This is a genomic window from Alcanivorax sp. 24 (assembly GCF_004360225.1).
In the GTDB taxonomy this organism is placed as follows: domain Bacteria; phylum Pseudomonadota; class Gammaproteobacteria; order Pseudomonadales; family Alcanivoracaceae; genus Alloalcanivorax; species Alloalcanivorax xiamenensis.
In genome coordinates, this window is record NZ_SNUA01000013.1 from 37,862 (window position 1) to 51,825 (window position 13,964).

General features: G+C 61.6%; 12 protein-coding genes. 4 read left to right on the forward strand and 8 right to left on the reverse strand.

The features are described 5' to 3' along the window. Positions 1-234 precede the first annotated feature (234 nt). Both E0L37_RS16255 and E0L37_RS16260 read left to right on the forward strand, forming a co-directional pair. Positions 235-585, forward strand: coding sequence for a hypothetical protein (locus E0L37_RS16255; RefSeq protein ID WP_133492753.1), 351 nt, complete (start codon positions 235-237; stop codon positions 583-585). Between the two features lie 37 nt (positions 586-622). Continuing rightward, positions 623-1,165 (forward strand): outer membrane beta-barrel protein, encoded by a 543-nt coding sequence (locus E0L37_RS16260; RefSeq protein ID WP_133492754.1) that lies wholly within the window; start codon positions 623-625, stop codon positions 1,163-1,165. 153 nt (positions 1,166-1,318) lie between these two features. On the opposite strand, the gene E0L37_RS16265 is transcribed toward E0L37_RS16260, so the two are convergent. The 6 genes from E0L37_RS16265 to E0L37_RS16290 all read right to left on the reverse strand — a co-directional run bounded on the left by E0L37_RS16265 (position 1,319) and on the right by E0L37_RS16290 (position 9,606). After that, positions 1,319-4,420, reverse strand: a complete 3,102-nt coding sequence (locus tag E0L37_RS16265) for an efflux RND transporter permease subunit (protein WP_133492755.1) — start codon at positions 4,418-4,420, stop codon at positions 1,319-1,321. An 8-nt stretch (positions 4,421-4,428) separates the two neighbouring features. Next, a complete protein-coding gene (locus tag E0L37_RS16270; protein ID WP_133492756.1) occupies positions 4,429-5,583 on the reverse strand; it encodes an efflux RND transporter periplasmic adaptor subunit in 1,155 nt (384 codons plus the stop codon). Between the two features lie 448 nt (positions 5,584-6,031). After that, entirely contained in the window at positions 6,032-7,189 is a 1,158-nt protein-coding gene (gene hemW, locus E0L37_RS16275; protein ID WP_133492757.1) for a radical SAM family heme chaperone HemW, read from the reverse strand. Further along, positions 7,186-7,788 (reverse strand): RdgB/HAM1 family non-canonical purine NTP pyrophosphatase, encoded by a 603-nt coding sequence (gene rdgB / locus E0L37_RS16280; RefSeq protein ID WP_201303758.1) that lies wholly within the window; start codon positions 7,786-7,788, stop codon positions 7,186-7,188. Before rdgB ends, hemW begins: the two co-directional genes overlap by 4 nt. Before the next feature lie 41 nt (positions 7,789-7,829). Next, positions 7,830-8,459, reverse strand: coding sequence for a methionine biosynthesis protein MetW (gene metW / locus E0L37_RS16285; protein WP_133492759.1), 630 nt, complete (start codon positions 8,457-8,459; stop codon positions 7,830-7,832). Next, positions 8,449-9,606, reverse strand: coding sequence for a homoserine O-acetyltransferase (locus tag E0L37_RS16290; protein ID WP_133492760.1), 1,158 nt, complete (start codon positions 9,604-9,606; stop codon positions 8,449-8,451). Before E0L37_RS16290 ends, metW begins: the two co-directional genes overlap by 11 nt. A gap of 240 nt (positions 9,607-9,846) precedes the next feature. On the opposite strand from E0L37_RS16290, the gene E0L37_RS16295 reads away from it, so the two are divergent. Next, a complete protein-coding gene (locus tag E0L37_RS16295; RefSeq protein WP_370450580.1) occupies positions 9,847-11,172 on the forward strand; it encodes an MFS transporter in 1,326 nt (441 codons plus the stop codon). Between the two features lie 147 nt (positions 11,173-11,319). Further along, positions 11,320-11,922 carry a porin family protein gene (locus E0L37_RS16300; protein WP_166643087.1) on the forward strand — a complete coding sequence of 201 codons (603 nt, stop codon included), beginning with the start codon at positions 11,320-11,322 and terminating at the stop codon, positions 11,920-11,922. Positions 11,923-11,979: 57 nt separating this feature from the next. Here the strand turns inward: E0L37_RS16300 and E0L37_RS16305 are convergent, their stop codons facing one another. Then, a complete protein-coding gene (locus E0L37_RS16305) occupies positions 11,980-12,924 on the reverse strand; it encodes an IS110 family transposase (RefSeq protein ID WP_133492762.1) in 945 nt (314 codons plus the stop codon). 299 nt (positions 12,925-13,223) lie between these two features. Next, a complete protein-coding gene (gene trmB, locus E0L37_RS16310) occupies positions 13,224-13,940 on the reverse strand; it encodes a tRNA (guanosine(46)-N7)-methyltransferase TrmB (RefSeq protein WP_133492825.1) in 717 nt (238 codons plus the stop codon). Between the last annotated feature and the right edge of the window lie 24 nt (positions 13,941-13,964).

Here is a 13,964-nt window from a genome sequence, read left to right on the forward strand (position 1 = left end):
CAGTAGTCAGCACGACTATTGAATTGGGGTAACAATGCCCCGGCGACTCAGAAATAAGGGGGGAGCCCGGACCATCTTCTTGTGTGTGGGGGTTGAACCTGTGGGGGATGAGTCGCCGCTCCCGCGGTCGAGGGACGGCCGCGGGGGCTCCTATTCAAAAGGCCGGGTCAAGACGGTTGGGACTGCCCGGCCATTCCTGCTATCCAACGAGAACCTGTCGAAGAGGGACTCACAATGAAGCGAGCCCTGCGCCTGCTGGCGGCCGCCACCATCATCTGCACCGTATCCCAAACCGCACAAGCCCGTCCCATGGACGAAGACGCCGATCAGCCGTCGGCGCTGGCCATGTTCGGGGACGCGGTGATCGTCCGGCCGGTCATGGCCGTCGGTACGGTGGGCGGTCTGGCCGTGTATACGGTAATGTTACCGTTCTCCGTGCTCGGTGATAATGAAGGCGAAGCCGCCGAAGTGCTGGTGAAGAATCCCGCCCGCGCCACTTTTTTGCGTTGTCTGGGCTGCACGCCGACGCAACATGAGCGCAAACAGGCGGAGAAAAAAATACGAGAAGCCAACGCGGCGCAATAATCGCGCCGCTACCGATTGATCTTTCGAGGAGTCCGCTATGCAACGTTGCGTGGCTGCACTGGCCGCCGTGGCCATGGGGATGGGTGTATCCGTGGCGCACGGCGAAGCCTACGTGTCCCTGGGATACGGATATCATGAACAGGATGACCGTTTTTTCGGTGATGATCGCTTCGAGACCGGCGACCTGATCGCCAAACTGGGCGGCCGCATCAACCGCTGGTTCGCGGTGGAGATGCGCGGCGGTTCCACGATGAACAGCAACGAAGACCGCCTCAATGGCACCTCTATCAAAGGCGAGTACCGCCAGAAATATTTCTACGGCGCCTATGTAAAGCTGAGCGGCCCCAACGCCACCATGGCCACGCCGTATCTGATTGGCGGTTATACCGAAGGCAAGGAAGAAATGGACGTGGATGGCGGCGGCAAGGTCTCGGACAAATGGTATGACTCGTCCTACGGCCTGGGGATCGATTTCGGCGTCAGCGAGCGCTTCGACGTCAACGTGGAATACATGTTCTATCGTGACAAGGACAACGTCAGCCTGAAAGGTCCCGCCCTGTCCGCTTCCTGGACGTTCTGAATCCGCCATACGTGGGAGTTCTCCCGCCAAGGCAGGACGAAGCTCCCACAGCGGCTTCGTAGTCTTGTCTGTGGGAAGCGAGTTCACTCGCGAATGGTATGTGCGTATAAGCGGCTGTCCCACAACAGTGGGACAGCACTGGCCCAACTCCGATCAAGTCTCCGCCGGTTCCGGCAATGTCTCCGTCTCTTCGTCACCATGCCCTTCGTTACGGCCCAACAGCATGTACATGGCCGGCACCACGAACAGGGTGAACAGGGTGCCGATGGTCATGCCGGCGGCCACCACCAGACCGATGGCGAAGCGGGCGCCGCCGCCGGGGCCGGCGGCGATCAGCAGCGGAATCATCGCCAGCACCAGAGCCGCCGTGGTCATCAGTACCGGACGCAGGCGCACGGCGGCGGCGTGTTCGATGGCCTCCCGTTTGCCCATGCCCTCTTCCTGCATCTTGTTGGCGAACTCCACGATCAGAATCCCGTGTTTCGATATCACCCCGATCAAGGTCACCAGCCCCACCTGCGTGTAGATGTTGAGGGTGGCCAGACCCAGGCTGACGAAGATCATGGCGCCGCACACGGACATGGGCACCGTGACCAGCATGATGATCGGGTCGCGGAAGGATTCGAACTGGGCCGCCAGAACCAGGTAGATCACGATCAGGGCAAAGAAGAACGTGATCATCAGATCGCTGCCTTCTTTCTTGAACTGCCGAGACTGCCCGGAATAGTCCAAGCTGTAGCCGGGAGGCAGCACTTCCTGTGCGGCGCTTTCCAGAATGCCGAGCGCTTCGCCCAGCGTCACCCCGGGGCGCTGCACGCCGGAAATGGTCACCGAGTTCAACTGCTGGAACCGTTTCAATTGTTGCGGTTGCACGGTTTCTTCCAGACGCACCAGGGTGGCCAGCGGAATCAGTTCGCCGGAGCCGGTGCGAATGTAGTATTGCTGCAACTGTTCCGGCGTCAGCCGATCGCTGCGCTGAACCTGGGGAATCACCTTGTAGGACCGGTTTTCCAGGGAGAAGCGGTTGGCGTAAGCGCCGGACAACATGGCGCCCAGTTCCTGCGCCAACTGACGCATGGTGATGCCCAGTGATGCGGCTTTCTCCCGGTCGATAACGATGTTATAGCGCGGCTTGTCGATCTTCAGGTCCGTATCCAGGAAGATGAACTTGCGGCTTTCCTGCGCCTTGCCCAGGATCTGGTTGGCCAGTTCCTGCAGATTCTCGGTGGGTTCGGTGGTGCCGATAACGAACTCCACCGGCAACATGCCACCACCGCTGGGCAGGGACGGTGGCACGAACACCGCCGATTGCAGACCGGCGACGCTGTTTACTTGCTCGGACAACTGTTGCTGGAACTCGTGAGTGGTGACATCCCGCTCATTCCAACTGTCCAGCACGAAGCCCGCTAGGGCGGTGTTGGAGGCGGCGGTACCGGCGCCACCGCCAAGGCCGTTGAGCAGGAAGATGTTTTCCACCGCCGGGGTGTCGGCGGCGATCTGTTCCAGCTCCCGGGTGAACGGCTCCAGGTAGTCCAGCGTCACGTAAGGGTCGGCGGTGGAGGAGACCAGCACGAAGCCCTGGTCTTCCTTGGGCTCCAGTTCGCTCGGCGAGGTGACGAACAGGAAGTAACAGGACACCAGAATGATCAGACCGAACACCAGCACCGTGGGCACGTCATTCAGGGCGCCGTGCAGTCGCCGCTCATAGCTGCCGGCCAGTTTCTCGAACTGACGGTTCAACCAGGCTTCAAAGCGATTGCCTCGATGCTCGGGGTCATGGGGCTTGAGAATTTTGGCGCACATCATCGGAGACAGGGTCAGCGCCACCACGCCGGAGAGCAGTACCGCGCCGGCCAGGGAGAAGGCGAATTCCACGAACAGAGTGCCGGTGAGTCCGCCCATGAAACCGATCGGCAGGTACACCGCCACCAGCGTGGTGGTCATCGCCACCACCGGCCAGGCCAGCTCGCGCGCACCCTTGAGTGCCGCGTCCTTGGGAGACAGTCCCTCCTCCACATGGCGATGCACGTTTTCCAGGACAATGATGGCGTCGTCCACCACGATGCCGATCGCCAACACCATGGCCAACAATGTCAGCAGGTTGATGGAGAACCCCATCAGCAACATCAGGAACAGAGCGCCGACCATGGAAAGTGGCACGGCGATGGCGGGAATCAACACGGTGCGGAAGGAGCCAAGGAAAGCGTAAATCACCAGAATAACGATGAGCACCGCTTCCACCAGGGTCTTCACCACCTCGTCGATGGAGTCCTGAATATACTCGGTGCCGTCGTAAGGAATATTGCCTTCCAGACCCTCCGGCATTTGCGGAAAGATCTCGTCTTCCAGCACCTTCCTTACCTCGGCGATCACGTCCAGGGAGTTGGCGTCCGGGGCCACTTCGATACCCATGAACGTGGCCTTCTGGCCGTTGAAGGTCACCGAGGCGGCATAGGATTCCGATCCCAGTTCCACGTCGGCCACGTCCTCGAGGCGCACGATGGCATTGTCCTGGGCGCGGATCACCAGACGCCGGAAGCCGGCGACGTCATTGAGGTCGGTTTCCGCCTTGAGGTCCAGCGCCACATTGGTGCCCTTGGTGCTGCCCACCGCGGCAAGGACATTGTTCTGCTCCAGCGCGGCATAGACATCGGAAGGAGTGATACCCAGCGCCGCCATGCGCTCAGGCTTCAGCCAGGCGCGCATGGCGAAGGTGCGGTCACCGAGAATCCGTGCCCGCTGCACACCGTTGATGGTGGCCAGTTTTGGCTGCACCACGCGCACCAGATAATCGGTGATCTGGTTGTTATCCAGTACCTGGGAGGAAAACGACAAATACATTGCGGCGATGTCATCACCGATGGCCAGCTCCACCGTGGGGTCCTCGGACTCCTCCGGCAGCTCGCTGCGCATCTTGTTCACCTTGGCGACGACCTGCGTCAGGGTTTCGTTGGGATCCTGGCCCAGCCGCACATAAGCCTGGATCGAGGAGGCCCCTTGCAGGGATGTGGAAACCAGATAGTCGATGCCGTTCGCCGAAGCGATTTCCTGTTCCAGCGGCGTGGTGATAAAGCCCTGGATCAGGTCCGCGTCGGCACCGGTGTAAATGGTGGTGACGGTGATCACCGCGTTTTCCAGCTCGGGATACTGGCGCACGTTCAATTCCGTGGCGGCGCGCAACCCGAGAAGCAGAATAAACAGGCTGACCACCGAGGCCAGAACCGGTTTATTGATGAAGATATCCGTGAATTTCATGGGCGACCTCAGCTGTTCGCCGGCTCGGGCGTGGCTTCCGCGGAAGGCTGTACGTCATTCTCAATAGCCACGGGCGCGTCATTACGCAGCTTGAGCAGGCCACTGGTGGCGACAATCTCTCCGGGCTCCAGACCGGATTCCACCACCACCAGATCACCGCGCTGGCGTCCCAGCTTCACGAACCGCTTGCGCACGATCTTGCCGACGCCGTCCTCGCTTTGCTGTCCGGCTTGCGCATCTTCCTTCGCCGGCGCGTCCTGGATCACGAACACGGCGTTGCCGTAAGGGGCGTAGGCCACCGCCGTGCGGGGGATCACCACCACGGGTTCGGATTGCGGCAGCTGGATGGTGATATTGGCGAACATACCCGGGCGCATACGCTGATCCGCGTTGTCGAAGGACGCCTGAATGGTGACGTTGCGGGTGGTCTCGTTGACGCCCGGCTCGATGGCGGTGATGGTGCCCTCGAACGTGTCATCCGGGTAAGCGTCCAGCGAGGCACGGGCGGTCAGACCGGTGCCGATCTTGCTCAGCGCTTGTTCGGGCAGGGCGAAGTTGACGAAGATCGGATCCAGTTGCGCCAGGCTGACCACCGGGGTGCCGGGTTGCAGGTACTGGCCGATATCCACGCGGCGGATCCCAAGGACCCCGTCGAAGGGCGCGCGAATGGTCTTGTAGCTGAGCTGCTGCCGCTGCGCGTCCGCCTGGGCCATGGATTGATCCCTTTGAGCACGGCGGTTGTCCAGCTCGGATTGTGAGATCGACCCTTGTTTGAACAGCCGTTGATAGCGATCGTATTCCTGGGACGCCAACTGAGCCGTGGCCTGCAACGCCTTCAACTGAGCCTGGTCGGCGCGGGATTCCAGCCGCACGAGAAGGTCGCCTTTTTTCACCTGGTCGCCGGAGGTGAACTCGATGGCCGCCACTTCGCCGCCGACCTGGCTGGTGACGTCGACGCCGTTGACCGCTTCCACGGTGCCCACCGCTTCCAGTGACAGCGCCCATTCGTCCCGGGTCGCCTCGGCGGTGGAGACGTTCGCCACCGGCATGGGCATATTGTCGAAGAAGCCCGTCATCATATGGTTGATGAACGCCTTCCAGCCAAAGATGGCGCCGAACAATACGCCAACGCAGACCAGCATAATCACCATGCGTTTTGTCATGATCCAAACCCCGATGTGCAACCTGCTTGTTTAGATATTTTCGTTGCCTGCCAGCTTTCCACGGGCCGGACTACGAAGCCGCTGTGGGAAGCGGCCTTGGCGCGAATGCGCCTGGGCCGTTGGTCATTCGCTTGCAAGCAAGCTTCCCACAGCGGCTTCGTAGCATGATCCGTGGAAGCCGGCTTGCTGGCGAATGGCGCGCTGGAGCTTGCAAGGCAGCATACAAGCTCCTACAGCGGCCCTGATACCTGCCGATGGCTATGAATCATTTGGCGAACCGGCGAAACCGGAAACGGATAAAGCTGCGTCCCTGTGGTTTTGATTTTTTCTTTCCTGGCTGGGTCGCTCGGGGCAAGGGCAAATCGACAAAGCGGATCGGAATAATGAGGGCAAACCCGGCGGCCACGGCGTCCAGAATGCCCGAGTGTGCCCAGAAATCAGGCAGGCATCAAGAGGCAGAGAGGGATTCCCCAATAAGCGCCAACACGGTGTTGAGGTGGCGTAATCCCAAAGCGGTGCAAACGATTTGATCCGGATCCGGTTGCAGCAGGTCGCGTTCACGCAAGGGGGCCAGCAGAGCGGCGATGCGCTCCTGATCCACGCCACAGTATTGGCTCAATGTGCATGAAGGAACGCCGTTGACCAGACGCAGTGCGTTCATCAACGCTTCGAACAGAGGATCTTCTATGGCGGTGACACTGCGGCGTGCCTGTTCCGGTGCCTGAAGATAGGCTTCCGGCTGCCGGGTTTTTTGATAACGCAGGCGTTGCCCGTCACGGCGGGTCAGTTTGCCGTGGGCGCCGGCGCCGATCGCCAGGTAGTCGCCAAAGCGCCAATAGTTGAGATTGTGGCGACAGTGGCGACCCGGCCGGGCGAAGGCGGAAACTTCATAGCGCTCATAGTCATGGCGCTGCAGCAGGGCAAAGCCCTGCTCCTCGATATCGGCCATGGTGTCTTCGTCGGGTTGGGTCGGAGGCGCGCGATAAAAAGCGGTGTTCGGTTCGATGGTGAGCTCGTACCAGCTCAGATGAGCGGGGGATAACTCGATGGCCGCCTGCAGATCTTCCAAGGCTTGCGCCGGCGTTTGTCCGGGCAGGGCGTGCATCAGATCCAGATTGAAATTATCAAAGCCGGCGGCGCGGGCCAGGGCCACCGCGCGGCGGGCCTCCTCGGGGCCGTGAATACGCCCAAGAGCAGTGAGCTGGCCGGGATCGAAGCTCTGTACGCCGATGGACAGGCGGTTGATGCCGGCTTCGCGGAAGCCTTCGAAGCGGCCCGCTTCCACGGTGCCGGGGTTGGCCTCCAGGGTGATTTCCACGTCGTTGGCCATTGGCAGGCGCTGGCGTAGGCCATCCAGCAGGCGCCGGTAAAAATCGGCGCTCATCAGGCTCGGTGTGCCGCCGCCGATAAAGATCGAAACAACGGGCCGGTCCAACTCACCTTCCAGCCAGCGCTGGTCCGCGTCGAGATCCGCCAGCAGGGCGTCGAGGTATTGGGTTTCAGGCAGCGTGTCGCGCTGATGGGAATTGAAATCGCAATACGGACATTTGCGCACGCACCAGGGTACGTGCACATATAACGCCAGGGGCGGCCGCTCCGGGGTCACGGCAGTGGATGCTCCCGCAGTTGCGCGATCAACTGCTGCAGAGCTCGGGCGCGATGGCTGATGCGGTTTTTTTCTTCCGGCGGCATCTGGGCGGCGGTGCGGTCGTCGCCGCTGATCTGGAAATGCGGGTCGTAGCCGAAACCGAATTCGCCGCGCGGTTCAAGCACGATGCTCCCTTCCCAGCTGCCTTGGCAGACCAGCGGTGTCGGGTCCTCGGCGTGGCGCATCAGAACCAATAGCGCCTGGTAACGGGCGGTGCGCGGAGCATCGGGCAGGTCGCCGAGCATTTCCACCAGCAGGGCATTGTTTTTCGCGTCGCTGGCGCCGACACCGGAGAAGCGGGCGGAATAAATGCCGGGGGCGCCATTCAGAGCGTCCACTTCCAGACCGGAGTCATCGGCGATGGCGGGCAGGCCGGTGTGCCGGGCCGCGTTGCGGGCCTTGAGGATGGCGTTCTCGACGAAGGTCAGACCAGTCTCTTCCGCTTCCGGCACATCGAAATCGCTCTGTGGCACGATGGTCATGTCCAGCGGCGCCAGAATGGCGTTCATTTCCTCCAGCTTCTTACGATTGCCGGAAGCCAGAACCACGGTTGCCATGATGTCTCCTTGAGTCAGGGTGTGCGGGACCCGGTGCGCGGTTACCGGGTCACTCGATAGATGGCGATCTCGCCGAACAAGTTCGGCAACAGCCGGGGCAGGGTGCTGCTGCGGTGATCGCGGTTGACCACTTCGCGTTGAATGATGCGGATGTCGTTTTTGCGGCAGTGCGTCTCGAAATCATGCACCGTGCACAGGTGAATGTTGGGGGTATCGTACCACTCGTAGGGCAGAGCGGAAGATACCGGCATGCGCCCCTTGAAAGCGAGATAGCTGCGCACCCGCCAGTGGCCGAAATTGGGGAAGGTGATGATCGCCTCGCGGCCCACCCGCAACATTTCCGCGAGGATGCGGTCCGGGCGCAACACCGCCTGCAGGGCCTGGGTCATCACCACGTAATCGAAGCGATCGTTCTGGAAGTTGTCCAGACCATTGTCCAGATCCTGCTCGATCACGTTGACGCCATTTTCGAAACAGGCGGCCAGATTGTCCTGGTCGATCTCCAGGCCATAGCCGCGAACCCCCTTGCTCGCTTTCAGGTGAGCCAGCAGCGCGCCATCACCACACCCCAGGTCCAGCACCGTGGCATTGCGCGGGATCCAGTCGCTGATCAGGCTCAGATCATTACGCTCGGGCATCCACTCGCGGATTCGCTGTGCATCATTGGCCATCGGCGTCCACCTCATCGGCCACCCGGCGCAGGTAAGCGCCGAACAGCTTCACATACTCCGGGATCGGCAGCAGGAAAGCATCGTGCCCCTTGGGCGTGTCGATCTCCGCGTAGCTGACGTCGCGGCCCACATGGGTGAGGGCGTTGACGATTTCACGGCTGCGCTCCGGCGAGAAGCGCCAGTCGGAATTGAAGGACATCACCAGAAAGCCGCAACGGGTACGCTCCAGCGCTTCCTCCAGGGTTCCGCCCTGTTCGCGGGCCGGATCGAAATAATCCAGCGCCTTGGTCATCAGCAGATAGGTATTGGCGTCGAAATTACGGGAGAAGGTTTCGCCCTGGTGACGCAGATACGACTCCACCTGGAATTCCACATCGAAGCCGAAATGGAAGCGGCCGGAGCGCAAGTCGCGGCCGAACTTCATGCGCATGGCGTCGTCGCTGAGATAGGTGATGTGCCCGACCATGCGCGCCAGGATCAGGCCCTGACGAGGGTAAGTGTCATGCAGATAATAGCGGCCGCCGTGGAAATTCGGGTCGGTGAGGATGGACTGGCGGGCGACTTCATTGAAGGCGATGTTCTGAGCCGACAGCTTGGGGGCCGCGGCAATGACCACGGAGTGACGCAGGCGCTCCGGGAAATCGATCGCCCATTGCAGCGCCTGCATGCCGCCGAGGCTGCCGCCGACCACCGCCGCCCACCGCTCGATGCCCAGAGCATCGGCCAGCCGGGCCTGACTCTTGACCCAGTCCTTCACCGTCATCATCGGGAAGTCCGGCCCCCAGAGCTGACCGGTCTCCGGATTGGTGGAGGTGGGGCCACTGGAGCCGTGGCAGCCACCCAGATTGTTCAGGCACACCACGAAGAAGCGATTGGTGTCGATGGGCTTGCCCGGACCGATGCAGCTGTCCCACCAGCCCGGACGTTTCTCGTCCATGCCGTGATAACCCGCGGCGTGGTGATGGCCGGACAGGGCATGGCAAATCAACACCGCGTTATTGGCGCTGGCATTGAGGTTGCCATAGGTCTCGTAGACAAGGTCGTAGGATGGCAACTGACGCCCACACTCCAGCTCCAGTGGCTGGTCCACATGGAGGGTATGGGGCTGTACCAGGCCCACGGAGTCCTGGGGGATCGATTCGGGCATTTCGGGTCATCATCCAAAGGTGAGGCAAAGTCTATCGACCCCCCCCAAGGCATGCAATGCGGCCACCCCGGTATTGTGGTCCATGCGCTGCATTCGCTGGCAAGCCAGCTTCCCACGGAAGGGGCCATGAAGTCGCTGTGGGAAGCTGGCTCGCCAGCGAATGCCTGCGTGTTGCGTTTCAGAGCGCTGTCCACGAGCCGCGAATGTTATTCTTGTCGGGTCGATCGGTGAGAAGGGGACATGATGAGCAACGGGAACGTTAATGGCACGGGGGCACGGGCAACGGTGGATCGCCTATATGCCTTGGTCGCCAATGACGAGGATGCGCGGACCTGCACGGACATCAGCGAAGAAGCCTGCCGTGAGGTGCCGGGCAATTTTTTCAAAATCATTGTCGCCAATCTGCTTTCCAAGATCGGCGATTTGCTGATCAACCCGAAAACCGTGCTCGCCTGGCTGATCGGTGCGGTGGGGGCCCCCGGGTTTCTGACCGCCGCCTTGGTGCCGATCCGCGAATCCGGATCACTGATTCCGCAGTTGCTGATTGGCGCCTGGATGCGCCGGCATCCGGTGCGCAAGGGATTCTGGGTTCTCGGCTCGGTGATTCAAGGGCTCTGTGTGCTGGGCATGGCGCTGGCGGTGTGGCAATGGCGGGGGCTGGCGGCCGGTCTGGCTATCACCGGTCTGCTGGTGGTGTTCAGTCTGGGCAGGGGCTTCTGCTCGGTGGCGATGAAGGATGTGCAAGGCAAGTGCATTCCCAAGGCCCGGCGCGGCCGTCTTACCGGTCTCGCCGCGACGCTGTCCGGTCTGGTGACGCTCGGGGTCGGCGTGGTGCTGTTCCGCGGTGGCCAGGATCCGGGCATGGTGTTCTATTCCGTGTTGCTGGTGGGGGCCGCGCTGGCGTGGTTGCTGGCGGCGGGGGTATTCGCCTTGGTGGATGAATTCGCTGGCGAAACCGCCGGTGGTGGTCATGCCTTGAAGGATGCCTGGCGCAGCCTCGGGCTGCTGATCAGTGACGCGCCTTTCCGTAACTTCGTGATTGCCCGGGCCCTGCTGATGGCGTCCGCTCTGGGGTCGCCGTTTCTGGTGGTGCTGGCGCAGAAGCAGAATTCCGGCGCCGCGCTGCTGGGCGGGTTCCTGGTGGCGTCGAGTCTGGCCAGCACCGTCTCCGCCAGTGTATGGGGGTTCATGGCCGACGCTTCCAGCCGCAAGGTTATGATCCGTGGCGGCGGCCTGGCCTCGGCCACCTGCCTGCTGGTGGCGGTGCTGGCTCTGGCCGGCGAAGGCGCCGCCGCCTGGTTCTATCCTTTCGCCTTCTTCGTGCTGGCCATCGCTCATGCCGGCGTACGCATTGGTCGCAAAACCTACCTGGTGGACATGGCCGGCGGCACCAAGCGTACCGACTACACCGCGGTGAGCAATACCGTGATCGGCGTGCTGCTGCTGGCGGCTGGTGGCGTCAGCGCGGCGGTGTCGCTGCTGGGTACCGAGTGGGCGTTGATCAGCCTCGGTGCGATGGGCGTGCTGGGGACGCTGTGGTCATGGAAGTTACCGGAGGTGGAGTAGAGCGCTGTCGTGAGTGGACGGAGTGTGGATAGGGGGGTGTTTTTTGGCCCTGGCGTCACGGTGACCTGTGCTAGGATTTGCGCTTCGGTCTCGATTTGGGGGAGGCCGGATCATAATAACCAACGGGATAACAAGCGGAGGGAAACCGTGCAAAAATCAATTGCTCAAATACCTGTTGTTCTGGCCGCCGTCGCGGCAACGCTGTCTCCTCTCGCCCATGCCGAGGATCCGCGCCTGCTGGTCGGCGGCTCGCTGATGCGTGACGAGAGTAATCTGGATGAGGTGGTGGAAAGTATCGATCCGTTCATCCATGCCAGTGCACCCGATGCGGAATGGGGGACGGACCTCTATGTGGGGGTCGCCTTCAATCCGTATTTCCAGGCCCGTTTCGGGTATCGCCAGTTCGGTGACGCCGAAACCCGGATTTACAGTGGCAGGATGGAGGTGGAAGCGGACGGAGTCTATGTGGCTCTGGATGGCCTGATGCCGGTGACGGAGCGGTTGTCACTGGGAGGGACGCTGGGCATACAGAGTGTGGACGTGACCCTGAAAGTCAGCGATGGCTACAACGGCTTCAAGGACGATGACGATGCCCGCGATTTCTTCTACGGCTTACGGTTGCAGTATCTGGTAACCGACCAGCTCGCGGTGATCGCGGCCTATAACCGCTACAAGTTCGAGATCGACGCCAACGGCGTGGACGATTTGGAATACGACAGCGCGGGAATAGGCGCGCAATATCGGTTCTAGGCATTACAGACCGTACTACGAAGCCGCTGTGGGAGATTCTATGGTGCCCTGCAATGCTTAAAAGAGCTTTGCGGGGCAATATTCTTGTTGTTGCTTCATCAGGGCGAAGGCGGTGCGGGCGATCTTTCGGGCCAGGATGACCAAGGCTTGCGTGGTGTGCAGTCCCCGGTCCCGATAGCGCTGGTAGAAGGCACGCCAGACGGGATGTCGAGAGGCACTCATGGCGGCACAGTGCAGCAGTCGCCGGACCTCCGTATCCCCTTGCTTGGTCAGCTTGCGTTTGCCTCTGAGCGTGCCGGAGTCACGAACCCGGACATCCAGCCCCAGGAAGGCCACGAAGGCATCGCTATTCTTGAAGTCCCCTCTCAGGAAGGCCATGACCAAGGCGATGGCGGTGATCTCACCGACCCCGTTGATCGCGTCGCATCGCTGGACCTGAGCCTGTAAGCCGGCGGTGCTCACCGCGCCCTTGAGCCGTTTCTGAATCACAGTGTCGACTCGATCCATCTCGGCGATCAGGGCCTGCAGCGGGGCCTTGAGCTCCGGCTCTCCGCTCAGGCTCTGGCGCAACGCGGTGCGGGCCTTGACCAAGGCGGCCCGGCGACGCAGCAGGCTCTGCAGCACCCGGTACGTCTTTGGGGGCGGGCTCCACGGGCGTAACTCGTCTTTCTCCTTGTGCAGATGGCGCGCCAGCAACTGGGCATCGGCCAGATCCGTCTTGGCCCGTCCTCCAACGCCCTTGCGGTAGTTACTGAGGCGGTAACCGTCCACCACATAGACCCTATGGCCTTTGGCGTGCGCGCGCTCGGTGAGGTCCATGTGATAGGTACTGGTCGCCTCAATGGCGATATCGCAGCCCTTGGGGAGCGTGGCCAACCATTGGCGAATGGCCTGGGGGGTGTTGTCGATGGTCAGGGTTTGGTTCCCGTTCAGCAGATAGATGACCAGATCGTCCTTGGCCACATCAATCCCGATCTCCAGGCAGTTTGCCGGCATTGCCATGGGGTGCCCCTCTCAGCTAGGTTAAATGGGCTTGTCGGGGCGCACCGTAACGCTGGCTTGCAGAGTATCGTCGGTCTGAGTGCGTGCTCAGCCGATGGATTCCTTATCGGCGTTTGAAGGTGCGGGGTGGGGCCGTATCTCCCACAGTCTGTACCCTAGGGTCAGAAGCTTGCCTGGTCCCTCCACCCCGACAAGTCTCTTCTTTCTAAGACTTGCCGGGTAACCATACAAGCTTGCTTGCGAGCGAATCTTGGGACCTGAAAGCTCATTCGCTTGCAAGCAAGCTTCCCACGGAGGGGTTATGCCGCCTCGAACAACAGATCCCAGACGCCATGCCCGAGCCGCGCGCCACGGCGTTCGAATTTGGTTTCCGGCCGCCACGCGGGGCGTTCGGAGAATTGACCGGCGCCGGCGGGATTGCGGAAGCCTGGCGCCTGGTTCATCACCGCCATCATATGTTGCGCGTAGTCTTCCCAGTCGGTGGCCATGTGCAGGGTGCCGCCTTGCTTTAATTTGCCGCGCACCAGCGCCACCCATTCCGGCTGAACGATGCGGCGTTTGTGATGCTTCTTCTTGTGCCATGGGTCGGGGAAATAGAGCTGTACCCGCGACAGGCTGTGATCGGGGATGCACAGATTAAGGATGTCCACCGCGTCATCGCAGTAGCTGCGCAAGTTGCTCAGGCCTTGTTCCTCAATTTCCATCAGCAGTGCACCGACGCCGGGCCGGTGCACCTCCACGCCAATGAAATCCTGCTCCGGCGCAGCGGCCGCCATGGCGGCGAGGGAATGGCCCATGCCGTAGCCGATTTCCAGTACCCGGGGGGCGTCGCGGCCAAACACTGCTTCCGGTTCCAACGGGCCGCCGGCGCGTTCCAGGCCATAGCGCGGCCACAGGGTTTCCAGGGCGTGACGCTGGCCAACGGTAAGGCGGCCTTCACGCAGAACGAAGCTGCGTACCTTGCGCATCACCTTGCCGGTGGTCGGGTCTTTGTCCTGGTTGATGAAATCGAGCATGGTGCCGGTCTTGGTGGAGTCGGG

Excerpts from the sequence above, each read along its gene's own strand:
- E0L37_RS16290 (WP_133492760.1), bottom strand. The coding sequence starts at position 9,606 with ATGCCCGAATCGATCCCCCAGGACTCCGTGGGCCTGGTACAGCCCCAT.
- metW (WP_133492759.1), bottom strand. The coding sequence starts at position 8,459 with ATGGCCAATGATGCACAGCGAATCCGCGAGTGGATGCCCGAGCGTAAT.
- E0L37_RS16255 (WP_133492753.1), top strand. The coding sequence starts at position 235 with ATGAAGCGAGCCCTGCGCCTGCTGGCGGCCGCCACCATCATCTGCACC.
- rdgB (WP_201303758.1), bottom strand. The coding sequence starts at position 7,788 with ATGGCAACCGTGGTTCTGGCTTCCGGCAATCGTAAGAAGCTGGAGGAA.
- E0L37_RS16305 (WP_133492762.1), bottom strand. The coding sequence starts at position 12,924 with ATGGCAATGCCGGCAAACTGCCTGGAGATCGGGATTGATGTGGCCAAG.
- E0L37_RS16270 (WP_133492756.1), bottom strand. The coding sequence starts at position 5,583 with ATGACAAAACGCATGGTGATTATGCTGGTCTGCGTTGGCGTATTGTTC.
- E0L37_RS16260 (WP_133492754.1), top strand. The coding sequence starts at position 623 with ATGCAACGTTGCGTGGCTGCACTGGCCGCCGTGGCCATGGGGATGGGT.
- trmB (WP_133492825.1), bottom strand. The coding sequence starts at position 13,940 with ATGCTCGATTTCATCAACCAGGACAAAGACCCGACCACCGGCAAGGTG.
- E0L37_RS16265 (WP_133492755.1), bottom strand. The coding sequence starts at position 4,420 with ATGAAATTCACGGATATCTTCATCAATAAACCGGTTCTGGCCTCGGTG.
- E0L37_RS16295 (WP_370450580.1), top strand. The coding sequence starts at position 9,847 with ATGATGAGCAACGGGAACGTTAATGGCACGGGGGCACGGGCAACGGTG.